Origin of the sequence: Enterobacter sp. Sphag1F, assembly GCF_014193275.1 — a bacterium.
GTDB lineage: Bacteria > Pseudomonadota > Gammaproteobacteria > Enterobacterales > Enterobacteriaceae > Pantoea > Pantoea symbiotica.
This window is the reverse complement of sequence record NZ_JACHZD010000001.1, coordinates 794875-818615: the sequence shown is the minus strand read 5'-3', so window position 1 is coordinate 818615 and position 23741 is coordinate 794875. Positions and strand designations below refer to the sequence as shown.

At 54.9% G+C, this 23741-nt stretch carries 22 protein-coding genes; 12 read left to right on the top strand and 10 right to left on the bottom strand.

Annotated elements, in window-relative coordinates:
- The first annotated feature begins 18 nt into the window (after positions 1-18).
- Together FHW71_RS03685 and FHW71_RS03680 are read left to right on the top strand one after the other, a co-directional pair.
- The gene (locus FHW71_RS03685; protein WP_154181553.1) at positions 19-1098 is read left to right on the top strand and encodes an iron ABC transporter permease; all 1080 of its coding nucleotides are present in this window, start codon (positions 19-21) and stop codon (positions 1096-1098) included.
- Positions 1098-1883, top strand: coding sequence for an ABC transporter ATP-binding protein (locus FHW71_RS03680; protein ID WP_179450089.1), 786 nt, complete (start codon positions 1098-1100; stop codon positions 1881-1883). Before FHW71_RS03685 ends, FHW71_RS03680 begins: the two co-directional genes overlap by 1 nt.
- Before the next feature lie 55 nt (positions 1884-1938).
- Here FHW71_RS03680 and fghA read toward each other — a convergent pair whose 3' ends face one another.
- The 3 genes from fghA to FHW71_RS03665 form a co-directional block, all read right to left on the bottom strand.
- A complete protein-coding gene (gene fghA / locus FHW71_RS03675; RefSeq protein ID WP_008104985.1) occupies positions 1939-2781 on the bottom strand; it encodes an S-formylglutathione hydrolase in 843 nt (280 codons plus the stop codon).
- 12 nt (positions 2782-2793) lie between these two features.
- Entirely contained in the window at positions 2794-3918 is a 1125-nt protein-coding gene (locus FHW71_RS03670) for an S-(hydroxymethyl)glutathione dehydrogenase/class III alcohol dehydrogenase (RefSeq protein ID WP_008104982.1), read from the bottom strand.
- 66 nt (positions 3919-3984) lie between these two features.
- Complete coding sequence (locus tag FHW71_RS03665) at positions 3985-4896, bottom strand: LysR family transcriptional regulator (protein ID WP_061717793.1); 912 nt, start codon at positions 4894-4896, stop codon at positions 3985-3987.
- Between the two features lie 99 nt (positions 4897-4995).
- Here FHW71_RS03665 and FHW71_RS03660 point away from each other — a divergent pair, with 99 nt between their 5' ends.
- From FHW71_RS03660 to mglC, 7 genes are all read left to right on the top strand, one after another.
- Complete coding sequence (locus tag FHW71_RS03660; protein ID WP_179450091.1) at positions 4996-6123, top strand: YbfB/YjiJ family MFS transporter; 1128 nt, start codon at positions 4996-4998, stop codon at positions 6121-6123.
- Positions 6124-6240: 117 nt separating this feature from the next.
- The gene (folE, locus tag FHW71_RS03655; protein WP_008104975.1) at positions 6241-6906 is read left to right on the top strand and encodes a GTP cyclohydrolase I FolE; all 666 of its coding nucleotides are present in this window, start codon (positions 6241-6243) and stop codon (positions 6904-6906) included.
- Positions 6907-6959: 53 nt separating this feature from the next.
- On the top strand, positions 6960-8120 hold the full coding sequence (gene yeiB, locus FHW71_RS03650) for a DUF418 domain-containing protein YeiB (protein ID WP_179450093.1): 1161 nt from the start codon (positions 6960-6962) through the stop codon (positions 8118-8120).
- A gap of 142 nt (positions 8121-8262) precedes the next feature.
- Positions 8263-9303 carry an HTH-type transcriptional regulator GalS gene (galS, locus tag FHW71_RS03645; RefSeq protein WP_061717790.1) on the top strand — a complete coding sequence of 347 codons (1041 nt, stop codon included), beginning with the start codon at positions 8263-8265 and terminating at the stop codon, positions 9301-9303.
- A 303-nt stretch (positions 9304-9606) separates the two neighbouring features.
- A complete protein-coding gene (mglB, locus tag FHW71_RS03640) occupies positions 9607-10602 on the top strand; it encodes a galactose/glucose ABC transporter substrate-binding protein MglB (protein WP_008104956.1) in 996 nt (331 codons plus the stop codon).
- 70 nt (positions 10603-10672) lie between these two features.
- Positions 10673-12193, top strand: a complete 1521-nt coding sequence (gene mglA, locus FHW71_RS03635) for a galactose/methyl galactoside ABC transporter ATP-binding protein MglA (protein ID WP_008104954.1) — start codon at positions 10673-10675, stop codon at positions 12191-12193.
- 18 nt (positions 12194-12211) lie between these two features.
- Positions 12212-13222 carry a galactose/methyl galactoside ABC transporter permease MglC gene (mglC, locus tag FHW71_RS03630; RefSeq protein ID WP_007889502.1) on the top strand — a complete coding sequence of 337 codons (1011 nt, stop codon included), beginning with the start codon at positions 12212-12214 and terminating at the stop codon, positions 13220-13222.
- 94 nt (positions 13223-13316) lie between these two features.
- Here mglC and sanA read toward each other — a convergent pair whose 3' ends face one another.
- The 5 genes from sanA to FHW71_RS03605 form a co-directional block, all read right to left on the bottom strand.
- Positions 13317-14036 carry an outer membrane permeability protein SanA gene (gene sanA, locus FHW71_RS03625; protein ID WP_008104952.1) on the bottom strand — a complete coding sequence of 240 codons (720 nt, stop codon included), beginning with the start codon at positions 14034-14036 and terminating at the stop codon, positions 13317-13319.
- Positions 14037-14170: 134 nt separating this feature from the next.
- Positions 14171-15868, bottom strand: a complete 1698-nt coding sequence (locus FHW71_RS03620; protein ID WP_101763321.1) for an NAD-dependent malic enzyme — start codon at positions 15866-15868, stop codon at positions 14171-14173.
- 160 nt (positions 15869-16028) lie between these two features.
- The gene (gene cdd, locus FHW71_RS03615; RefSeq protein ID WP_179450095.1) at positions 16029-16925 is read right to left on the bottom strand and encodes a cytidine deaminase; all 897 of its coding nucleotides are present in this window, start codon (positions 16923-16925) and stop codon (positions 16029-16031) included.
- 124 nt (positions 16926-17049) lie between these two features.
- The gene (locus FHW71_RS03610) at positions 17050-17742 is read right to left on the bottom strand and encodes a CidB/LrgB family autolysis modulator (RefSeq protein WP_008104945.1); all 693 of its coding nucleotides are present in this window, start codon (positions 17740-17742) and stop codon (positions 17050-17052) included.
- A complete protein-coding gene (locus FHW71_RS03605) occupies positions 17735-18118 on the bottom strand; it encodes a CidA/LrgA family protein (RefSeq protein ID WP_179450097.1) in 384 nt (127 codons plus the stop codon). Before FHW71_RS03605 ends, FHW71_RS03610 begins: the two co-directional genes overlap by 8 nt.
- 153 nt (positions 18119-18271) lie before the next feature.
- Between FHW71_RS03605 and FHW71_RS03600 the strand changes: the two genes are divergently transcribed.
- A complete protein-coding gene (locus FHW71_RS03600) occupies positions 18272-18628 on the top strand; it encodes an endonuclease domain-containing protein (RefSeq protein WP_179450099.1) in 357 nt (118 codons plus the stop codon).
- Positions 18629-18935: 307 nt separating this feature from the next.
- On the opposite strand, the gene metG is transcribed toward FHW71_RS03600, so the two are convergent.
- Positions 18936-20969: a methionine--tRNA ligase gene (metG, locus tag FHW71_RS03595; RefSeq protein WP_179450101.1), complete on the bottom strand. Its 2034-nt coding sequence runs from the start codon at positions 20967-20969 to the stop codon at positions 18936-18938.
- Between the two features lie 284 nt (positions 20970-21253).
- On the opposite strand from metG, the gene apbC reads away from it, so the two are divergent.
- The gene (gene apbC / locus FHW71_RS03590) at positions 21254-22366 is read left to right on the top strand and encodes an iron-sulfur cluster carrier protein ApbC (protein WP_179450103.1); all 1113 of its coding nucleotides are present in this window, start codon (positions 21254-21256) and stop codon (positions 22364-22366) included.
- Here apbC and FHW71_RS03585 read toward each other — a convergent pair.
- On the bottom strand, positions 22363-22815 hold the full coding sequence (locus tag FHW71_RS03585; RefSeq protein ID WP_179450105.1) for a GNAT family N-acetyltransferase: 453 nt from the start codon (positions 22813-22815) through the stop codon (positions 22363-22365). The two genes, apbC and FHW71_RS03585, sit on opposite strands and share 4 nt — an antisense overlap.
- 327 nt (positions 22816-23142) lie before the next feature.
- On the opposite strand from FHW71_RS03585, the gene ahpC reads away from it, so the two are divergent.
- Positions 23143-23706, top strand: coding sequence for an alkyl hydroperoxide reductase subunit C (gene ahpC, locus FHW71_RS03580; RefSeq protein ID WP_007889514.1), 564 nt, complete (start codon positions 23143-23145; stop codon positions 23704-23706).
- Positions 23707-23741: the final 35 nt, after the last annotated feature.

Sequence of the window (23741 nt, the reverse complement as noted above, 5' to 3'; positions counted from 1 at the left end):
CAAGAAACGGGTAGAACAATGCGTACCACCGACGCCACGCTGCTGGCGGAAAACGGCCTCGAAACCGATACCATCACACATTATCGTCAGGTACTGCGCCAGCGACTGTTGTTAATTGGCGTGCTGGTGCTGGCGATACTGGCCTCAGTAATTCTTGATTTCACGCTCGGCCCGGCTGGGCTCTCCCTCGACACCTTATGGCAAACGCTGACCCATCCCGATGCGGTCGATGCCGGCACGCGCGTGATTGTCTGGGATATACGGTTACCGTACGCCTTGATGGCTGTGGTGGTGGGCTTCTCGCTTGGCCTCGCCGGTGCAGAGATGCAAACCATTCTGAATAACCCGCTCGCCAGCCCGTTTACGCTCGGCGTCTCGTCAGCGGCGGCCTTTGGTGCGGCGCTGGCGATCATCCTCGGTATCGGCATTCCTGGGGTACCGGACCAGTGGTTTATCTCCGCCAACGCCTTTGTGTTTGCGCTGTTTGCCGCCTTGATGTTGGATGGCGTGACGCGCTGGACCAAAGTTTCAACCTCTGGCGTGGTGCTGTTTGGTATCGCGCTGGTGTTCACATTCAACGCATTAGTCTCGATGATGCAGTTCATCGCTAGCGAAGATACCTTGCAGGGCTTGGTATTCTGGACCATGGGCAGCCTTGCGCGCGCGTCGTGGGAAAAGCTCGGCGTGTTAACCGCCGCCTTTGCCATCCTGATTCCGTTCTCAATGCTCAGCAGCTGGAAGCTGACCGCGCTGCGCCTTGGCGAAGATCGTGCGGTGAGCTTTGGTATCGACGTACGCCGTCTGCGCCTGGCGACGTTGCTGCGCATCAGTATTCTCTCCGCGCTGGCGGTGGCCTTTGTCGGCCCGATTGGCTTTATCGGCCTGGTCGCGCCGCACATTGCGCGCATGATGTTTGGTGAAGATCACCGTTATTACCTGCCAGCCAGCGCGCTGGTCGGTGCACTGGTGCTGTCGTTGGCCTCGGTGGCGTCGAAAAACCTGATTCCCGGCGTGATCATTCCGGTGGGGATTGTGACTTCGCTGGTCGGCGTGCCGTTCTTCCTCAGCATTATTCTGCGTCATCGGGGGACGGTGTAATGGAACAGGGATTACGTCTGAGTAATTTCTCCGCCGGTTACCCGAAGCGCAAGGTGATTGAAGATCTTAACGTGCCGGAACTGCCGCAGGGCAAAATCACCGTGTTGCTCGGTCCTAACGGCTGCGGCAAATCAACGCTGCTGCGCGCGCTGGCCGGTCTCGGCAAAGGGCAGGGCGAGCTGTGGCTGAACGGTGAAGAGCTGATGGGCCAGCCGTTTGCGCGTCGGGCGCAGCGCGTGGTTTATCTGCCGCAAAGTTTGCCGGCTGGCGTGCATCTGCACGTGCTGGAGTCGATTATCGTGGCGCAGCGCGCGTCGGGTGGCTTGCACAGCGCCTCGAGCGAAGCGGAGATCATGCATCTGCTTGAGCAACTCGGCATCGCGCATTTAGCCATGCGCTATCTCGATCAGCTGTCGGGCGGACAGAAGCAGTTGGTTGGCCTGGCGCAGTCGCTGATTCGTCGCCCGGAACTGCTGCTGCTGGATGAACCGCTTAGTGCGCTGGACCTCAACTACCAGTTCCACGTGATGGATCTGGTACGTCGTGAAACCCGGCTGCGCAATATTGTGACGGTGGTAGTGGTGCATGATATCAACATCGCGCTGCGTCATGCGGATCACGCGCTGATGCTGAAGGATGGCAATCTGCTGGCGGACGGCGAGCCGTCGCAGGTGATTACGCCAGAGACGCTGGCGCAGGTGTATGGCGTGCGCGGCCGTATCGAGCACTGCTCACGCGGCATGCCGCAGGTGATGATCGACGGGCTGGCGGAGACGTTGGTGTAATTCAGGTGCGCATGAATGCGCACCCTACGTAAGGTCGCCATTTATGGCGACCTTGTCACACCAACAAATGCTTCGCGTGGAAACGCAGATGGTCTTCCACGAAGCTGGCTATAAAGAAGTAGCTGTGGTCATAACCCGGCTGAATGCGTAACTCCAGCGGGAAACCTTGCTCACGCGCTACGGCTTCCAGTCGCTCTGGACGCAGTTGATCGGCGAGGAACTGGTCGCTATCCCCTTGATCAATCAGAATCGGCAAGCGCTGTTCCACGTCACGCATCAACAGGCAGCTATCCCATTCACGCCACGTTTGACGATCTTCACCCAGATAAGCGGCAAAGGCCTTCTGGCCCCACGGCACTTCAGTCGGATTGACGATCGGCGCGAAAGCCGAAGCAGACGCAAAACGCCCGCCAAGACGCAGTGCCAGCACCAGCGCACCGTGTCCGCCCATCGAATGCCCCATCACCGACTGACGATCGCTCAGCTTGAAGTTATCCGCCACCAACTCCGGCAACTCGCTGCTGAGGTAATCGAACATGCGGAAGTTCGCCGCCCACGGCTGCTGCGTGGCGTTGAGGTAGAAACCTGCGCCCTGGCCGAGATCGTAACCGCTGTCGTTCGCCACCTCGTCACCGCGCGGGCTGGTGTCCGGCATAATCAGCACCAAACCCAGCTCAGCAGCAACGCGCTGTGCACCGGCTTTGGTAGTGAAGTTCTCATCGCTGCAGGTCAACCCAGCGAGAAACCACACCACCGGCGGCGGCGCGTCACTCTGCGGCGGCGGCAGAAAAATGCTGAAGGTCATCGGACAGTTCAGCACCGCCGACTGATGGCGCCAGCGCTGCTGCCAGCCACCAAAGATGCGATGCTCTTCTAACAGCTCCAAAGTGGAAGCCATAACGTCTCCTGATTACTTAGTAAAATGCACCACCGTACGAATTGATTTCCCTTCATGCATCAGATCAAAGGCGTCGTTAATCTCTTCCAGCGGCAGTTTGTGGGTGATGAAATCGTTAAGCGCGAATTTACCGTCGAGATAATCCTGCACGATGCCCGGCAACTGTGAACGGCCTTTAACGCCACCAAACGCGGAACCACGCCATACGCGACCGGTCACCAGCTGGAATGGACGGGTAGAAATTTCCTGGCCCGCGCCAGCAACGCCGATGATCACCGATTCGCCCCAACCTTTGTGGCAGCACTCCAGCGCCGAACGCATCACGTTGACGTTACCGATGCATTCGAAGGAGAAATCGACGCCGCCGTCGGTGAGTTCAACGATCACATCCTGAATCGGCTTATCGTGATCTTTCGGGTTGATCAGATCGGTTGCTCCCAGTTTGCGCGCCAGATCGAATTTGCTGGTGTTGAGATCGATACCGATGATGCGGCCGGCTTTCGCCATTTTCGCGCCAATGATCGCTGACAAACCAATGCCGCCGAGGCCGAAGATCGCCACGGTATCGCCTTCTTTCACTTTGGCCGTGTTCATCACCGCGCCCATGCCGGTGGTGACGCCGCAGCCCAGCAGACACACTTCTTCCAGTGGCGCTTCTTTGCTGATCACCGCCAGCGAGATTTCCGGTACCACGGTGTATTCAGAGAAAGTTGAGGTGCCCATGTAGTGGAAAATCGGCTTGCCGTCTTTGAAGAAGCGGGTGGTGCCGTCTGGCATCAAACCTTTGCCCTGGGTGGCGCGAATCGCCTGACACAGGTTGGTTTTGCCCGAGAGACAGAACTTACACTTGCCGCACTCTGGGGTGTAAAGCGGAATCACGTGGTCGCCCACGGCAACGCTGGTCACGCCTTCACCGACCGCTTCTACCACGCCGCCGCCTTCGTGGCCGAGGATCGCCGGGAATACACCTTCCGGATCTTGTCCAGACAAGGTGTAAGCATCGGTGTGGCACACGCCGGTGGCCACGATGCGCACCAGCACTTCACCTTTTTGTGGTGGCATCAGATCCACTTCTTCGATTTTCAGCGGTTCGCCAGCTGCCCAGGCAACGGCGGCGCGGGTTTTAATCATGTTCATGCAATCCCTCTTCCTGTAGATGCGGGACAAAAGCCCCGATGGTCGTGATGTCGATAAAAAAGAAAATCACTCGGCAGCGTGCAGCGGATGCCGCAATTCGTCGTTAACCGGGCGATCGTCAAACAGTTCAATAATCAAATACTTCAGCGCTTCCACGTTGGGAGTAAACGCATCGCGTCGCCACATTAGCCAGGTGGCGGTATCGCGGTAAGCGGGCGGTAACGCATGCTCCTGCACGCGTGCGCGTGCGGGCATTTGCGCCAGCACCGAGGCGGGAATCATCGCCACGCCCGCGCCACCGGCCACGCACGCTACCATCGCGTGATAGGACTGAATCTCCATCACGCTGCTTGGCGCGGTCTGGCTTTCACGATACCAGGCTTCCAGCTTGGTGCGGTAGGAACAGCTATTGCGGAACGCAAACAGCGTGTCGCCTTGCACATCGCGCGCGCTGGCAATCGGCGCATGTTCCGGGCTGGTGATCAGCACCATCTGCTCGTTAAAGGCAATGCAGCCGTTGAGATCGTCGTGCGCCACCGGGCCATCCACCAGCGCGGCAGCCAGCGTACCTTCACGCACCTTGTCGATGATTTCACCGGAGGTATTGGTGATCAGCGACAGTTCCACGGCGGGAAAACGCTGGTGATAGGCCGCCAACAGCGCGGGCAACCGCGTCGCGGCGGTGCTCTCCATCGAACCAAGCGCAAAATTACCGCCCGGCTCACCGGCGCGCGCCATATTCAGCGCTTCATCGCTCAGCGCCAGGATGCGCTGCGCATAGTTGAGGAAATTGTGGCCCATTGGCGACAAACGAATGCGTTGCTTCTCACGAATAAACAGATCAACGCCAATTTCATCTTCCAGCTGGCGCAGACGCGTGGTGAGATTGGAAGGTACGCGATGGAGTTGCTCGGCGGCACGCGCCAGCGAACCGGATTCGGCTACGGAGCAAAACATGCGGAGCTGTACTAAATCCATATTCTCTTCTCGTAAACAACTTGGTTAGTATTATTCACTTTCCGTGAGTTTAAACGTCATGCATGCTAGTGACAAGTGATAAAACATCCTGAGGTCGGTATGGCGTTTCGTGTCGCGCTTAGCGCGTTCTTAAGTTTAGTGGTTGCGATGGGGATTGGGCGATTTGCTTTCACGCCGCAGGTTCCGCTGATGATTCATGACCATCAATTGACGCTCACCAGCGCCAGCCTGGTGGCAGCACTCAACTATCTCGGTTATCTGTTTGGCTCTTTTGATGCGATGCGTGCGCGCAAACGCGTCGAGTGGCGCTTACAGGCGGGCGTGTGGGGCGCGGTGATATTAACGCTGCTGTCGGCCTGCGTCAGCGGTCCGTGGTTACATGGCTTGATTCGTTTCCTGATTGGCTGGGCCAGCGGCTGGGCCATGGTGTTACTGGCGGCATGGGCCAGCGATCAGCTGCATCATCATGGCCGTCCGGGCTTGCTGGCAGCGGTGTTTGCCGGCCCCGGCACCGGCATCTTTATCAGCGGCATGCTGGCCGTGGCGCTGCATGCCAGCGGCGTCAGTGCGGCCTTTGCGTGGGCGGCGTATGGTTTGCTGGCACTGTTGTTGATTGCCGCAATTGCGCGTTTTCTGCCGCGTACCGGCCAATTGCATCGTCCCGATCAAGCTGCATCGCCGCTGGTGCTGAATGGCGATCTTAAGCGCTTGGTGCTGAGCTACAGCCTTGCCGGATTTGGCTACATTCTGCCCGCCACCTTTTTGTCGCAAATGGCGGCGGCGCGTTTTCCTGACAGCGCCTTTGCCCAGTTTGTCTGGCCAGTGTTTGGCGGCGCGGCGGTGATCGGCATCGTGTTAGGCATCCTGACGCGTCACTGGGGCAGCAGCCATGCGCGTTTAGCGATGGTGCTGTGGGCGCAGGCATTGGGCGTCATCGCCGCGATTGTGCTGCCGGGTTTAAATGGCCTGATGCTGGGCGCGGCACTGATTGGCGGTGGATTCCTGTGCGTAGTGCAACTGGCGTTGCAATATGGGCGTGAGCTGGCACCGCAGCATGCGCGCTATCTTGCCGGTTTGCTCACCACCGGCTATGCGGTCGGGCAGCTGGCCGGTCCGCTGCTGTCGTGGATTTCCAGCATGCTGTGGCATCAACTGGAACCGGCGCTATGGGTGGCGGGCGCCAGCTTAATCGTTGCCGGGATGCTGGTTTTACGTCGCAGTAAGTGATGAAAAGCTTATCGGAATGATTACTGGATTAAGGGCGCGGAGTATTTCACAATACGCGCTCAGAATTTCCCCCGTGGGCGAAGACCCGCGGGCGCATCACCTGCCGGAGAAGAGTAAATGAGTATCTTAAGTCAGGAAGCCGCCCTGGTTCACGAAGCGCTGTTGGCGCGTGGTCTGGAAACGCCGCTACGCGCCCCGGTGCGTGAAATGGATGACGACGCACGTAAACGCGAAATTGCCGGCCACATGACGCAAATCATGCAGCTGCTGAACCTGGATCTGGAAGATGACAGCCTGATGGAGACGCCGCACCGCATCGCTAAGATGTATGTGGATGAGATTTTCTCAGGTCTGGATTACGCCAACTTCCCGAAAATCACCGTCATCGAAAACAAGATGAAAGTGGATGAGATGGTGACCGTGCGCGATATCACGCTGACAAGCACCTGCGAACACCACTTTGTGATTATCGATGGCAAAGCCACCGTGGCGTATATCCCGAAAGAGAAAGTGATTGGCCTGTCGAAAATCAACCGTATCGTGCAGTTCTTTGCCCAGCGTCCGCAGGTGCAAGAGCGCCTGACGCAGCAAGTGCTGGTGGCGCTGCAAACGCTGCTGGGCACCAATAACGTTGCGGTATCGATTGATGCGGTGCATTACTGCGTGAAAGCGCGTGGCGTGAAAGATGCCACCAGCGCAACCACCACCACCTCGCTGGGCGGCTTGTTCAAATCCAGCCAGAACACGCGTCAGGAGTTTTTGCGCGCGGTTCGCCACAGCTAATCTGTTTGGGCGGCAGCTTGTCGCCCGATTTCCTCTCTCCGTCAGGGCACTCGATGCAACGCTATCTCGCGCTGGATTTCATTCGTGGTTGCGCCATTCTCGGCATCTTGCTGCTAAACATTGTCGGCTTTGCGTTGCCATCGGCGGCATATCTCAATCCGGCGTGGCGCGGAGAGGCTTCAACATCTGATGCCTGGACATGGGCGATCATGGATGGCCTGGCGCAGCTGAAATTCCTCACGCTGTTTGCCTTGCTGTTTGGTGCTGGCCTTTACATGCAGGCGCCGCGCGGCAGCCGCTGGATGTCGGCGCGTCTGACGCTGCTGGTGCTGCTCGGTTTCATTCACGGCATCTTTTTCTGGGAAGGCGATATCCTGCTGGATTACGGCCTGATTGGGCTGATTATCTGGCGCATGCTGCGTGATGTGCCGTCCGACCGTGCGTTGTTACAAACCGGCGCATTACTCTATTTGGTTGGCTGTGGCGTGTTAGTAGTATTCGGCCTAATTTCCAGTCCGAATCCTACACGTTCCTGGCTGCCAGGCGCGGCGGATCTGCAATATGAAAGCTACTGGAAACTGCTCGGCGGTTGGGAAGCAGTGCAGAATCGGCTGGATCACCTGTCATCCGGTCTGATGGCGCTGGCGTCACAATATGGCTGGCAGCTGGCGGGATTGATGCTGATTGGCGCGGCATTGATGCGCAGCGGCTGGCTGAGCGGGCAATTCAGCGTGCAGCACTATCGACGTTCGGCTGCGCTGCTGCTCACCATCGGCTGGCTGATCGCCATTCCCGGCATCGCCGCGCAGTGGATGATTGGCTGGGAATTCCGCTGGACCGGTTTCTTCCTGCAGGTGCCGCGCGATCTCGCCAGCCCGTTTATCAGCCTTGGTTATGCCGCACTTTGCCTTGGATTTTGGCCGCAAATTGCGTCAACCCGCATTAGTTACGCCATTCAATGCGTTGGCCGCATGGCATTGAGCAATTACCTGTTACAGACGCTGATTTGCACCACGCTGTTCTACCGCTTTGATCTTTTCCTCAAGTTTGACCGCCTGCAGCTGCTGGCTTTTGTACCGGCTATCTGGCTGGTTAATATCCTGTTTTCCGTGCTGTGGCTGCGCGTCTTCCCGCAGGGGCCAATGGAGTGGATCTGGCGCAAACTGACGCGTCTTGCCGCGGGAAAACCTGACCCTTCCTCCTCGCTCAGATAATGATGTTCATCACAAAGGTTGCAGAATTGTATGTAACCGTTTTCATTGATGTGACGTGATTCACGTAGTCGTGCCAGATGCCCTGACAGAATAGCGCCGTTACGCGCTTGTCGCGCATTTTCAGCCTCTGTGGAACAGCTGCATGATAACGATTCGTGATGTCGCCCGTCAGGCCGGTGTGTCAGTAGCCACCGTGTCGCGTGTGCTCAATAACAGCAGTGCAGTCACCGCCGATACCCGTGAAGCCGTGCTGGCCGCCGTTGACGCGTTAGGCTATCGCCCGAACGCCAACGCCCAGGCGCTGGCGACACAAATCAGTGACACCATTGGCGTGGTGGTGATGGACGTTTCCGATCCCTTCTTTGGCGCGCTGGTGAAAGCGGTCGATACCGTGGCGCAGCGTGTGCATAAACACGTGTTAATCAGTAACTCCTGGCATCAGGAAGAGAAAGAACGTCACGCAATTGAGGTGCTGATACGTCAACGCTGCAACGCATTGGTGGTGCACGCGAAAACGCTTTCAGACGCCGAATTGACGCAATTTATGGATCAGGTTCCGGGTATGGTATTGATTAATCGTACTATTCCCGGTTATGAACACCGCTGCGTCTGCCTGGATAACGTCACCGGCGCTCAGGTGGCGACGCGCATGCTGTTACAACAGGGACATCAACGCATTGGCTTTCTCAGCTCCAGTCATCCGATTGAGGACGTGACACAACGGCGTGAAGGCTGGCTGCAGGCCTTGTCAGAGCAGGGAATTCGCCCGCAGGAGTCATGGATTGCTCATGCTGAACCTGACATGCAAGGCGGCGAAGCAGCGATGGTGGAATTACTTGGCCGTAACTTACATTTAACAGCAGTGTTTTCCTACAATGATGGCATGGCAGCCGGTGCATTGACCGCTTTAAAGGACAACGGCATCCAGGTTCCACAGCATTTCTCTGTCATTGGCTTTGATGACATTCCCATTTCACGTTACACCGATCCGCAGTTAACTACGGTCCGTTATCCTATTGTTTCTATGGCAAAACTTGCCACTGAGCTGGCGCTCAAAGGTGCGGCCGGTGAACTGGATATCAATGCATCACACTGCTTTATGCCCACGCTGGTACGTCGCCATTCTGTCGCCCAGCGGCAAATTGTGGAGTCGGTCACTAATTCAGGCGATAGCCCAGTGTAACCGTTTCCAATCTGTGATTGCATTCACAGTTAATTAACATGCCGCTCACTATGATGGCAGCGTCTTACCGGACTGAAACATCATGTAACGCTGAGAAATCCTCTTCCCAGCAGGTTTCAGTAGCCGATTGAAATAGTTCACAACACTCTTCAGGAAGCGTTTACCTACAGGGAAGTCAGGATTGCGATGGTGGCCCGGCTTTGCGTTACGCGTCCGCCCATTATCAGGTTTACAACCGACGGCGCTGTTTGCCCGCAGGCAAATAGCGCAATGAAATGCCCTACATAAAAAACCGGAGATACCATGAATAAGAAGGTTTTCACGCTCACAGCACTGGTTGCCAGCATGATGTTTGGTGCAACTGCGCACGCCGCCGATACCCGCATTGGCGTGACGATTTACAAATACGACGACAACTTCATGTCGATGGTGCGTAAGGACATTGAGAAAGAAGCGAAATCATTGGGCGGTATTCAGCTGCTGATGAACGACTCGCAGAACGACCAGTCCAAACAGAACGACCAGATTGACGTGCTGATGGCAAAAGGCGTGAAAGCGCTGGCTATCAACCTGGTGGATCCGGCTGCTGCGGCAGTGGTGATTGATAAAGCGCGCGGTAACGATGTGCCGGTGGTGTTCTTCAACAAAGAACCTAACGCCAAAGTGCTGGCCAGCTATCCGAAAGCGTATTACGTCGGTACCGACTCTAAAGAGTCTGGCATCATCCAGGGTCAGCTGATCGAGAAGCACTGGAAAGCCACGCCAGCGTGGGATCTGAACAAAGACGGTACGATTCAGTTCGTACTGCTGAAAGGCGAGCCGGGCCATCCGGATGCTGAAGCGCGTACCAAATACGTGATCGATACCCTGAACAAAGACGGTCTGAAAACGCAGCAGCTGGCGATGGATACCGCGATGTGGGATACCGCACAGGCAAAAGACAAAGTTGACGCCTGGCTCTCTGGCCCGAACGCCGACAAGATTGAAGTGATTATCGCCAACAACGATGCGATGGCGATGGGTGCGGTTGAAGCGCTGAAAGCGCACAACAAAACCAGCATTCCAGTGTTTGGTGTCGATGCACTGCCAGAAGCGCTGGCTCTGGTGAAATCGGGCGCACTGGCCGGTACCGTGTTGAACGATGCGGAAAACCAGGCGAAAGCGACGCTGGATATTGCTAACAATCTGGCCAATGGCAAAGAGCCAACCGCTGGCACCAACTTCAAGATGGAAAACAAAATCGTACGTGTTCCTTACGTACCAGTAGATAAAGAAAATCTGTCGCAGTTTGTGAAGTAATTCATCCTGGGCGCGGCGTTTCGCCGCGCCTTATTGCATCTGACCAACGCTTTATTTAGCCAGGTAAATTATGGCCAGTGAGAATCCGACCACACAGCGTGAATATCTGCTGGAGATGACGAATGTCTCGAAATCATTTCCAGGGGTTAAAGCCTTAGATAATGTGAATTTAAAAGTGCGGCCGCACTCCGTTCATGCATTAATGGGAGAAAACGGCGCCGGGAAATCTACATTATTAAAATGTCTGTTTGGGATTTATAAAAAGGATACGGGGAGCATCCTGTTTCAGGGTGAGGAAATTGATTATAAGAGCTCCAAAGAGGCGCTGGAAAATGGCGTTTCCATGGTGCATCAGGAATTAAACCTGGTTCTGCAACGCAACGTCATGGATAACATGTGGCTTGGCCGTTATCCACGTAAAGGCGTGTTTGTCGATCAGGATAAAATGTATCGCGATACCAAAGCGATCTTTGATGAATTAGATATTGATATCGATCCGCGCGATAAAGTCGCCACCTTGTCTGTCTCGCAGATGCAGATGATCGAAATCGCCAAAGCTTTTTCCTATGACGCGAAGATCGTCATTATGGATGAGCCGACATCATCGCTTACCGAAAAAGAAGTGAATCACTTGTTCACTATTATTCGTAAGCTGAAAGATCGCGGCTGCGGCATTGTCTATATCTCGCATAAGATGGAAGAGATATTCCAGCTGTGCGATGAGATCACCATTTTGCGTGATGGACAGTGGATTGCCACTCAGCCGCTGGAAGGGCTGGATATGGACAAGATCATCTCGATGATGGTTGGCCGTTCATTGAACCAGCGTTTCCCGGACAAGACCAACGTGCCGGGGGAAACCATTCTTGAGGTGCGTCATTTAACCTCACTGCGTCAGCCTTCGATTCGTGATATCTCGTTCGATCTGCGTAAAGGTGAAATTCTTGGTATTGCCGGTTTGGTGGGAGCCAAGCGTACCGACATCGTCGAAACCCTGTTTGGGATTCGCGAAAAGTCGGGCGGCACGATTAAATTGCACGGTAAGGCGATTAATAACCATAGCGCCAATGAAGCCATTAACCATGGCTTTGCGCTGGTGACGGAAGAACGTCGTTCCACCGGTATTTATGCTTATCTGGATATTGGCTTTAACTCACTTATCTCCAATATTAAAAAGTATAAATCCAGCATGGGACTGCTCGATAATAAACGCATGAAAAGCGACACCCAATGGGTTATTGATTCGATGCGCGTGAAAACGCCGGGTCATCATACGCAAATTGGTTCGCTTTCCGGTGGTAACCAACAAAAAGTGATCATTGGTCGCTGGTTATTAACGCAGCCGGAAATATTGATGCTGGATGAACCAACGCGCGGGATTGATGTGGGCGCGAAATTCGAAATCTACCAACTTATTGCTGAGTTGGCGAAGAAAGAGAAGGGCATCATTATTATCTCTTCTGAAATGCCAGAGCTGTTGGGTATTACCGATCGTATTTTAGTGATGAGTAATGGCCAGGTAGCAGGCATTGTTGATACCAAAACGACCTCGCAGAATGAAATCCTGCGTTTAGCGTCATTACACCTTTAATGAAGCAAGGGCTTTAACATGAAAGCGACTACTAAAAAGAATGCGCTAACCTGGTTAAAAGAGGGCGGCATTTACGTTGTCCTGTTTGTACTGCTGGCAATTATTATTTTCCAGGATCCAACGTTCTTAAGTTTAATGAACCTGAGTAACATTCTGACTCAATCCTCGGTGCGTATTATTATCGCATTGGGCGTGGCCGGTTTGATTGTCACCCAGGGTACGGACCTTTCAGCGGGTCGTCAGGTGGGTTTAGCGGCAGTTGTGGCCGCCACGCTGCTGCAGGCGATGGATAACGCGAACAAGGTATTCCCGCATCTGGATACCGTGCCAATTCCGGTGGTTATCCTGACCGTGTGCATCATCGGCGGCGTGATTGGTCTGGTGAACGGTGTGATCATTGCTTACCTGAAGGTAACGCCATTTATCACCACCCTGGGCACCATGATCATCGTTTACGGCATCAACTCACTCTATTACGACTTTGTGGGTGCATCGCCGATTGCCGGTTTCGATCCTGGCTTCTCAAAATTTGCCCAAGGCTTCCTGCGTTTCGGTGACTTCAAACTGTCGTTCATCACCTTCTACGCTGTGATTGCCATCGTATTTGTTTGGGTGCTGTGGAATAAAACCCGCTTCGGCCGCAACATCTTCGCTATCGGCGGTAACCCGGAAGCGGCGAAAGTGTCTGGCGTAAACGTACCGTTCAACCTGATTCTGGTGTATGCACTGTCTGGCGTGTTCTACGCGTTCGGCGGGATGCTGGAAGCGGGCCGTATCGGCAGCGCCACCAACAACCTCGGCTTTATGTATGAGCTTGATGCAATTGCGGCTTGTGTGGTCGGCGGCGTGTCGTTTGCCGGTGGCGTCGGTTCTGTAGCGGGCGTGGTGACCGGTGTGATCATCTTCACCGTCATCAACTACGGTTTGACCTACATCGGCGTTAACCCTTACTGGCAGTACATCATCAAGGGCGGCATCATTATCTTCGCCGTGGCGCTGGATTCACTGAAGTACGCACGTAAAAAATAAGACATCACACAGCAAACAAAGGGCCGCGTAATGCGGCCCTTTTTACATTGGCGGTCGTCATAAATGGCGACCCTACAAAATGCACCGCTACCACTTACTTCTGCAGTTTCTCTTCCAGCTCTAAAAGCTGCTCTGGCGTCACCGCCGGATAACTCTGCGCATCTTCTGGCACTTCATGCACCGCAGGAATCGGCACTAGCGGACCGAGGAAACGCGGCTCGCGCTTCATCAAATACAAATCCGCCAGCGCACCTAAACGTGCACCCACTTCGCGGAAACGTACCGACAACATGTTTTTCGGCGATGGCACCGCATAACACTGCGCCTGAATCCCCAGATGCTGCGCGATATACAGCGCACGCTCGCAGTGGAAGCGCTGGGTAATGATGATGAAATCGTTGGTATCGAACACTTTGCGCGTGCGCACAATCGAATCCAGCGTGCGGAACCCGGCGTAATCCAGCACGATGTCCGACGGCGCGACGCCCGCTTTAATCAAATCGCGGCGCATGGTCATCGGTTCGTTATAGCTTTGCTGCGCATTGTCACCGCTCAGCAGCAGGTAATTGACCTTGCCGCTGTTATAGGCGTTCAACGCGCCCTGAATGCGATAGAGGTAATACTGATTGATGACGCCCGTGCGGTAATACTTGGCTGTGCCCAAGACCACGCCGACCTGACGATGCGGCAGCGAGGTGACATCTTCGTAAATAAAGGGCGCGGTTTTCCAGCTGATCCAGCGATCCAGGCCGAGCGCGGTCGCCACCATCAGTAAGATGATGAAAAACAGACCAAAGAAAACGCGTTTAATCATGCGCGCGGGCACTCGGTTGGCAGAATTCAGAATGGATAAAGGCTACTTGAGGCGGGCGGGGGAAGCAAGTAAACGCCAGTTGGCTGACGTTTTTTTAAACGTTGCCGGATCTAAATGATCCGGCAACGAATTTATCAGATCGAAGTACGGCGATAGTTACGATACTGCGGCAGCCAGAAGTTGTTGCTAACGGCTTTCGACAACACATCTTCCGAGGTCACCACCGCCACGCCAGCCAGCTGCGCGGCTTTGCCCACTTCAATGGCAATCAGCTTGGAAACGCCCTGAATGTCTTTGATCTCCGGCAGCACCGGCCCTTCGCCGTCGTTAACCAGCGGCGAACAGTCGGCCAGTGCGCGGCTGGCGGTCATCAGCATCGAATCCGTCACGCGACTTGCGCCTGCAGCGATCACACCCAAACCGATGCCAGGGAAGATATAGGAGTTGTTGCATTGGGCGATTGGATAGGTTTTCCCTTTCCAGGTGACCGGTGAGAACGGGCTGCCGGTGGCAACCAGCGCGGCACCGTCGGTCCAGGCGATGATGTCGGCTGGCGTGGCTTCCACGCGCGACGTCGGATTCGATAGCGGCATAACGATTGGACGCTTGGTGTGCTTGTGCATCTCGCGAATGATCTCTTCGGTGAACAGGCCAGGTTGGCCTGACACGCCGATCAGGATATCCGGCTTGGCATTGCGCACCACGTCGAGCAGAGAAATTGAGTCGCTGCTGGTGTCCCAGTCTTTCAGGCTGTCGCTCTTCTGCACCAGCTTGCTCTGGAAATTAAGCAGGTTCGGCAGTTTGTCGGTCAGCAGACCGAAGCGGTCGACCATCATCACACGGCCACGCGCTTCATCATCGCTCAAACCTTCCGACTTCATCTGCGCGATGATCTGCTCGGCGATACCGCAACCGGCAGAACCGGCACCAAGGAACACCACTTTCTGCTCGCACAGGCGGCTGCCGGCAGCGCGGCTGGCGGCGATCAAAGTGCCGACCGTCACCGCGGCGGTGCCCTGAATATCGTCGTTGAAGCAGCAGATCTCATCGCGATAGCGCTCCAGCAACGGCATGGCGTTTTTCTGCGCGAAGTCTTCGAACTGCAACAGCACATTCGGCCAGCGACGGTTCACTGCCTGGATGAACTCGTTAACGAACTCTTCGTACTCTTCGCCAGTAATGCGCGGATGACGCCAGCCCATATAGAGCGGATCGTTCAGCAGCTGTTGGTTGTTGGTGCCGACATCCAGTACAACCGGCAAGGTGTAAGCCGGGCTGATGCCGCCACACGCGGTATACAGCGACAGCTTACCGATTGGGATGCCCATGCCGCCGATACCCAAATCGCCGAGACCGAGAATACGTTCGCCATCGGTCACCACGATCACTTTTACATTCTGCTTAGTGGCGTTCTGCAGCATGTCTTCGATGCGGTCGCGGTTGTTGTAAGAGATGAACACGCCGCGCGCGCGACGGTAAATTTCAGAGAAGTGTTCACAGGCGGCGCCGACCGTTGGGGTGTAGATAATCGGCATCATCTCTTCCAGATGATTGTCGAGCAGGCGGTAGAACAGGGTTTCGTTGGTATCCTGGATGTTACGCAGATAGACATGCTTGTCGTTGTTATTTTTGAAATCCAGGAACTGGCGCCAGGCACGTTCTGCCTGCTCTTCGATGGTTTCTACCGCTTCCGGTAGCAGGCCGTTGAGGTTAAATTCGTTACGTTCTTCGAGGGTGAAGGCGCTGCCTTTATTCAACAGCGGAAATTCCAGCAGGATCGGACCCGCATAAGGAATATACAGCGGGCGTTTACTTTCGTAGTCGAGTTCCATGCAGTGCTTGCTCCGGTTGCAGTGTTTTCTGACGTATCGCCGGGAAAAGGTAACGCCAGTCCATCTTGAAGTGAAGAGGTTCTGGCGCCCGATCCTATGAAAATTCCTGCAGATGTACAGCTTTTGTTAACAGAAGGTCACAAAAGCGGTAAAAGGATCACTAAACTGATGTTTTCGAAACTAAAGTAAGTGAGAAATCCTCACATCCTAACGCCGTAAGCGTAGCGCGTGTCGCATCCAGCTGACTCAGCGTGCTGTCCTGACATTCTGCCAAAACCGCTTGCTGAATAGTCTCCAGCGCTTCGTTGCTCATGTTCATCAAAATCAGTGCGGCCTGCAGCGGTGGCAAGCTTGGATTGAAGGCGGCGTTTTCCGCATAGCGGCCGGTAAAGACCTTGCCGCTCTGGCTGCGCAATGCCACGCCGCTGTAGCTGTGACTGTAAGGTGCGTGACTGTGATTAGCGGCCTCAATAGCGGCCTGTTGCAGCGCATCACCTGCAATCGCAAAACCATGATCGATTGGGGTCAGCAAACGTTCAGTTATGTTCAAATCGGCTGGACCAAACGCATCCGGCAAATAGTCGCCCAGCGTGCTAACGGCGCGTCCCGGCAGGCTAATGCGAATCGCCGTGCCGCTGTTCAGCTCGTTCATAAACTGACGGCAATGTCCGCACGGCGTGTAGTTGACGGTGATTGCCGCCAGCTTCTCTTCACCGCGCAGCCAGGCATGCGTAATGGCACTTTGCTCGGCGTGCACCGTCTGCTGCAGCGGCGTGTGCAGGAACTCCATGTTGGCACCGAAGTACCAGTGGCCGCTGACGCCGCGCGAGATCGCGCCGACATTGAAATTAGAAACGGTTGCCACCGCGCAGCTCGCCGCCAGCGGCAGCAGTTCCAGCGCCAGCGCATCTTCATCCAGACCGGTAAGCTGTTTCAGTTGCGCGACATCCTGCGGACGCAATACGCCATGGAAATCCGGCGCATCGAGCAGCGGCTGAATCGCAGCTTGCAGCGCAGCGGGCAGGGCAGAAAAAGCAGTAAGGAATCGTGAATGCATGATGTGATGGCCTCAGTTACGCGTTAGCGGCGATGCGCCGCCAGAGGTTTTATATGTGATCCAAGTCGCTCTGACAATGCAAGCTGATCGGGTTGTTTCAACTTTGCGAGATCTCTCGCAAGTTTCAGCCCCACCAATGCATTAATAGCGGAAAAAGGAACGGTGCCAGTAACGAAGTGATGATGCCGCAAATCACCAAAGCCAGTGAGCTGAAGGCGCCTTCCTGATAATCGATCTCAGCGGCGCGTGCGGTGCCTAATGCGTGCGAAGCGTTACCAATTGCCAATCCGCGCGAAGATTTGTTTTTCACCTTAAACAGATTAAGCAGCATATGGCCAAACACCGCACCCAGTACACCAGCGATGAGCACGCAGATAGCGCTGATAGCGGGAATACCGTGCAGCGAAGCGGAGACCGCCATCGCAATCGGCGTGGTGACGGATTTCGGCATAATGGTGGCGGCGATTTCCGGCGTTGCGCCCATCCACAGCGCAATCGCGGTACCCGACACCATCGCCGTAATGCTGCCGATGAAACAGACGCTGATGATGGTTTTCCAGCGCGCACGAATCTGATGCATCTGCTCATACAGCGGCAACGCCAGCGCGACAACCGCCGGTTGCAGCAACTGATTGAGCAGGCTGCTGCCGGCAAAATAGCGCGTGTAAGGCAGATTGGTGAGCAGCAGAATCGGAATGACAATCGCCATCGCCACCAGCAATGGATTGACGATGGAGATATTGATTTTCGCCGCCAGTTTACGCGCCAGAAAATAGGCGATTACGGTCAGCGGCAGCGACCACCATGCGTCAATCATTCGGCTTCTCCTGCGGGCGCTGCAAACGCTCTGCGCTGAGACCCACAATCAGCAGCACCATAAAGGTACTGACAATGCACGACACCACAATCGGCCCGAACTGCGCGGTGAGGATATCGGTATAGCTCATCACGCCAACGCTAATTGGCACAAACAGCAGCGCCATATAGCGAATCAGTAAATGGCATCCAGGTTTTACCCACTCAACCGGCATGATTTGCAGCCCAAGTAACAGGAACAGCAGCAGCATGCCGATGATGCTGCCAGGAATGGTTATCGGGAGCAGGGCAGAAATCCCTATTCCGGCATAAAGCGCTGCATAGATGATGACGAAGGCGCGCACATAGCGCCAACAAGCAGAGAGAACGGCAGGCATGTCAGGCTCCTGTTTTCGTAGCGCTTTATCATACGCATTAAGCGATTAGCGTGCTAGCGATCACATTGGAATGCAGATTCCAGCTTTTTCATCGCAATCTTTTCCTCCTCTACACATGGCGTAGGGTAAGCCGATAGCGTGAAAGGGAGGGCGATGATGAAAGCGATTTCGCGACAGCGACAACTGCGTCAGGCGATGCCAGAAGCTGAACTGCGATTATGGTGTTTTTTACGTAACCGTAATTTGTGCGGAGTGAAGTTTCGGCGTCAGCATCCAATTGGGCGTTATATCGTGGATTTCGCCTGTATTGAAAGGCTGCTGATCGTTGAGCTGGATGGCGGACAACATAATGAAGATGAAGCGAAAATTTATGATCAACAAAGAACGGATTATTTAAAGCGCTATGGCTGGAGAGTGATTCGATTCTGGAATCACCAGGTTTTCGAAGAGTTTGATGCGGTGATGGAGGAGATATATCGGCAGTTGATGTTGTCTGGGCCCTCACCCTAGCCCTCTCCCGCAAGCGGGCGAGGGAATAGTTAGATGGAGCAGGTTTGCAAAAGTAGAGTGAAGATTAACTGACCGCAATGAGCGGTTCCCTCTCCCGCAAGTGGGCGAGGGAATAGTTAGATGGAGCAGGTTTGCAAAAGTAGAGTGAATATTAACTGACCGCAATTTGCGGTTCCCTCTCCCGCAAGTGGGCGAGGGAATAGTTAGGTGGAGCAGGTTTGCAAAAGTGGAGTGAAGATTAAATGACCGTACTGAGCGGTTCCCTCTCCCGCACGCGGGAGAGGGCTAGGGTGAGGGCAAAAATTTCTTACTTAACCGGCATGCCCGGCACTGCGCCGCTATCGACGGACAGTACAAACAGGTCTTTGCCGCCAGGGCCCGCTGACAGCACCATGCCTTCTGAAATACCGAAGCGCATTTTACGCGGCGCGAGGTTAGCCACGATGATGGTCATCTTGCCGACCAGCACGGAAGGATCCGGATACGCCGCGCGAATGCCAGAGAAAATCTGACGCTTCTCGCCACCCAAATCCAGCTCCAGGCGCAGCAGTTTGTCAGAACCGTCAACCAGCTCAGCTTTCTCGATCAGCGCCACGCGCATATCGACCTTGGCGAAATCATCGATGGTGATGGTGTCGCCAATCGGCGCATCCGCCAAAGGACCTGTTGCCGCAGGTTTGTTCGCCGCCGCAGCATCCTCTTTCGAGGCTTCAACCAGCGCGTCAACCTTGGTCATTTCGATACGGCCATACAGCGCTTTGAACGGTGCTACTTCATGATTCAGCAGCGGTTGGGCAATCGCATCCCAGCTCAGCTCGCTCTGCAGGAAGGCTTCGGTGCGTTCGGTCAGCGATGGCAGCACCGGCTTCAGCCAGGTCATCAACACGCGGAACAGGTTGATGCCCATTGAGCAGATCGCTTGCAGGTCGGCATCGCGGCCTTCTTGCTTCGCCACCACCCAAGGTGCCTGCTCATCGACATAGCGGTTCGCCAGATCGGCCAGCGCCATGATTTCACGGATCGCGCGGTTATATTCGCGGCTCGCCCAGGCTTCGCCAATCTTCTCAGAGGCATCAACAAAGGTCTGATACAGCGCCGGATCGGCCAGTTCGCTCGCCAGCTTGCCGCCAAAGCGTTTGGTCAGGAAGCCCGCATTACGTGACGCCAGGTTCACCACTTTGTTCACCACATCTGCATTCACGCGCTGCACGAAATCTTCCAGATTCAGGTCGATGTCGTCGATGCGCGAGGAGAGCTTGGCCGCGTAGTAGTAACGCAGGCTGTCGGCATCCAGATGCTGCAACCAGGTGCTGGCTTTAATAAAGGTGCCGCGCGATTTGGACATCTTCGCGCCGTTCACCGTCACATAACCGTGTACGAACAGGTTGGTTGGCTTGCGGAAGTTGCTGCCTTCCAGCATCGCCGGCCAGAACAGGCTGTGGAAATAGACGATGTCTTTACCGATGAAGTGATACAACTCGGTGGTGGAATCTTTCTTCCAGAACTCGTCGAAATCGAGATCGCCGCGCTTGTCGCACAGGTTTTTGAACGAACCCATGTAACCGATTGGCGCATCCAGCCAGACGTAGAAATATTTGCCCGGCGCGCCAGGAATTTCGAAGCCGAAGTAAGGTGCATCGCGCGAGATATCCCACTGCTGCAAGCCAGACTCGAACCACTCTTGCATCTTGTTAGCCACCTGCTCTTGCAGCGCGCCTGAACGCGTCCACGCCTGCAGCATCGCGCTGAAAGAGGGCAGATCAAAGAAGAAGTGCTCTGAATCGCGCAGCACCGGCGTCGCGCCTGAAACCACAGATTTCGGGTCGATCAGCTCGGTTGGGCTATATGTCGCGCTGCATACTTCGCAGTTATCGCCATACTGATCCGGTGACTTACATTTCGGGCAGGTGCCTTTCACGAAACGGTCTGGCAGGAACATGCCTTTCTCAGGATCGTACAGCTGCGAGATGGTGCGGTTCTTAATGAAACCGTTCTCTTTCAGACGACCATAAATCAGCTCGGACAGCTGACGGTTTTCATCGCCGTGTGTCGAGTGATAGTTGTCGTAGCTGATGTTGAAGCCAGCGAAGTCGGTTTCGTGCTCCTGCTTCATCTCCGCGATCATCTGCTCCGGCGCGATGCCCAGTTGCTGCGCTTTCAGCATAATTGGCGTGCCGTGGGCGTCGTCTGCACAGATGAAGTGAACCTGGTTGCCACGCATTCGCTGGTAACGGACCCAAATGTCAGCCTGAATGTGTTCAAGCATGTGACCGAGATGGATTGAACCGTTTGCGTACGGCAGTGCGCACGTTACCAGAATTTTTTTAGTGACTATAGTCATGATTGCGTAGCGTTCCATTGATGAAAAAGCGGGTTTCCCCGTCATACTTCGCGTTGCAGGCGCGTTGTCTTCTCTCGCTCACCCAAATCACTTACTTGAGTAAGCTCATTGGGATTCTCTCGTTTGCCGCCTTCCTGCAACACGAATTATTTAGGGGAATGATGGTAACCGAAGCACCCTCTGCCGTAAACACAGCTGCACATCCCCATCACTTTTAGCGCCTATCTGATACTATTGAACAGACACCGCCGCAATCTGGCGTGAAGAATAAACAAGGAGAGGGGATGACTTCACAATCCCAGCAACATCATTCACCTGAAGCGCTGCGAGCATTGGTTATCGGCGTGCTAAGTGACTTTGAACATCCGACGCTGCAACACAACCTGACCACGCTGAAAGCGCTGCGCCACGTCGCGCTACTGGATGACAAGCTGCATATCGAACTGGTGATGCCGTTCGCGTGGGCCAGCGCCTTTGAAGAGCTGAAAGCGCAAACCAGCGCTGAACTACTGCGCCTGACCGATGCCAGCGCCATTGACTGGCGGCTGCGTCACGATATAGCCACGCTGAAGCGGGTGAAAAATCATCCGGGCGCGACCGGTGTGAAGAACATCATCGCCGTCAGTTCAGGCAAAGGTGGCGTGGGTAAATCCAGCACCGCCGTGAACATGGCGCTGGCGCTGATTGCCGAAGGGGCGCGCGTGGGGATTCTCGATGCGGATATTTATGGCCCGTCGATTCCGAACATGCTTGGCACCGAAAACCAGCGTCCAACTTCGCCGGATGGCACGCATATGGCGCCGATCATGGCGCATGGCCTGGCAACCAATTCAATTGGTTATCTGGTCACTGACGACAATGCGATGGTGTGGCGCGGGCCGATGGCCAGCAAAGCCCTGATGCAACTGCTCAATGAAACCATGTGGCCGGATCTGGATTATCTGATCCTCGATATGCCGCCAGGCACCGGCGATATTCAGCTGACGCTGGCGCAGAACGTGCCGGTGACCGGCGCGTTAGTGGTCACCACGCCGCAGGACATTGCCTTGATTGATGCACGTAAAGGCATGGTGATGTTCGAGAAAGTCAGCGTGCCGGTGCTGGGCGTAGTCGAGAACATGAGCATGCACATCTGCAGCCAATGCGGACATCACGAGCCGATTTTCGGCACAGGCGGGGCGCAGAAGCTGGTGGAAGATTACAACACGCGTTTGCTGGCACAACTGCCGCTGCACATTACGTTGCGTGAAGATCTGGATGATGGCGAACCTACCGTGGTGCGCCGTCCGGAGAGTGATTTCACCGCGCTCTACCGCCAGCTGGCGGGGCGCGTCGCGGCGCAGCTCTATTGGCAGGGAGAAATTATCCCTGGCGATATTGCCTTCCGCGCCGTTTAACGTCGTCCATTTCCGCTGGCGCGTGTCGCCAGCGGAAAATGCATCAGCACATATTTTCCCTGCTCGCTCTCGCCAACCGCCTCACGCCGCCAGCCGTGTTTGAGATAGAAATCCATAGCCGCCTGATTCTGTTGCAAACATTTCAATGCGCCAGTCGAGCTAAATCGCGACTGCACTTTTTCTAACAGCGCGCTGCCCACGCCTTGTCCTTGCGCATTTGGATCGACATACAGGCTATGCAGGAAGTTGTCATTATCCAGCACCGCCGCAAAACCCACGCGATGTCCGTCCAGTTCGGCGACCAGCACGGTTTCGCCCAAAATCACCGCATCGAAATCTTCTAACTGCCAATCATCGCCATCCAGCCACGTCCAGTTATGGCGTCGCGCGGCAAGGTACAGTGTGCGCAGAAAAGGCCGATCGGCTTCGTCAAAAAAACGGATTTGCACGCAAAAGCTCCATTTGGGGGGTAATCTGTGACGTTGCCAGGTGCGCATAAATGCGCACCCTACGAAACCCATACCCGCTAAATCGTAGGGTCGCCATTCATGGCGACCGCCTCATGTCTATTACCCAACGTAAAAGTAGCAGTTTCATCGCAAAAAGATAAAGCCTGTCAGAACCGCGCCATTTTTGTGTAGAATGCCCGCGCGAGCCGCATGAAAGCTGGCGTCGGCGCTTTGATAGCTTTTGGTTATCTAATTGATAACGTCTGCATATTAGAAGTTGGCCCGAAAATTCTGTAGCCTGCATCACATCTTTTAACGGAGGTCACCATGTCCATCATTAATACCAAGATCAAACCATTTAAAAACGCAGCGTTCAAAAACGGCGAATTCATCGAAGTCACCGAGAAAGACGTTGAAGGTAAATGGAGTGTTTTCTTCTTCTACCCGGCTGACTTCACCTTCGTATGCCCAACCGAACTGGGTGACGTTGCAGACCATCACGAAGAGTTCCAGAAACTGGGTGTAGATATCTACTCTGTTTCTACTGACACGCACTTTACCCACAAAGCCTGGCACGGTTCTTCAGACACCATCGCGAAAATCAAATACGCGATGATCGGTGACCCAACTGGCGCGCTGACCCGTAACTTCGAAATCATGCGCGAAGACGAAGGTCTGGCAGATCGCGGTACCTTCATTGTTGACCCGGAAGGCATCATCCAGGCGATCGAAATCACTGCAGAAGGCATTGGCCGTGACGCATCTGACCTGATCCGTAAAGTGAAAGCAGCACAGTACGTTGCTTCTCACCCAGGTGAAGTTTGCCCGGCAAAATGGAAAGAAGGCGAAGCAACTCTGGCTCCATCACTGGACCTGGTTGGCAAAATCTAAGTCAACACTGCGCCATTCGATCTTTCTCTATCGGG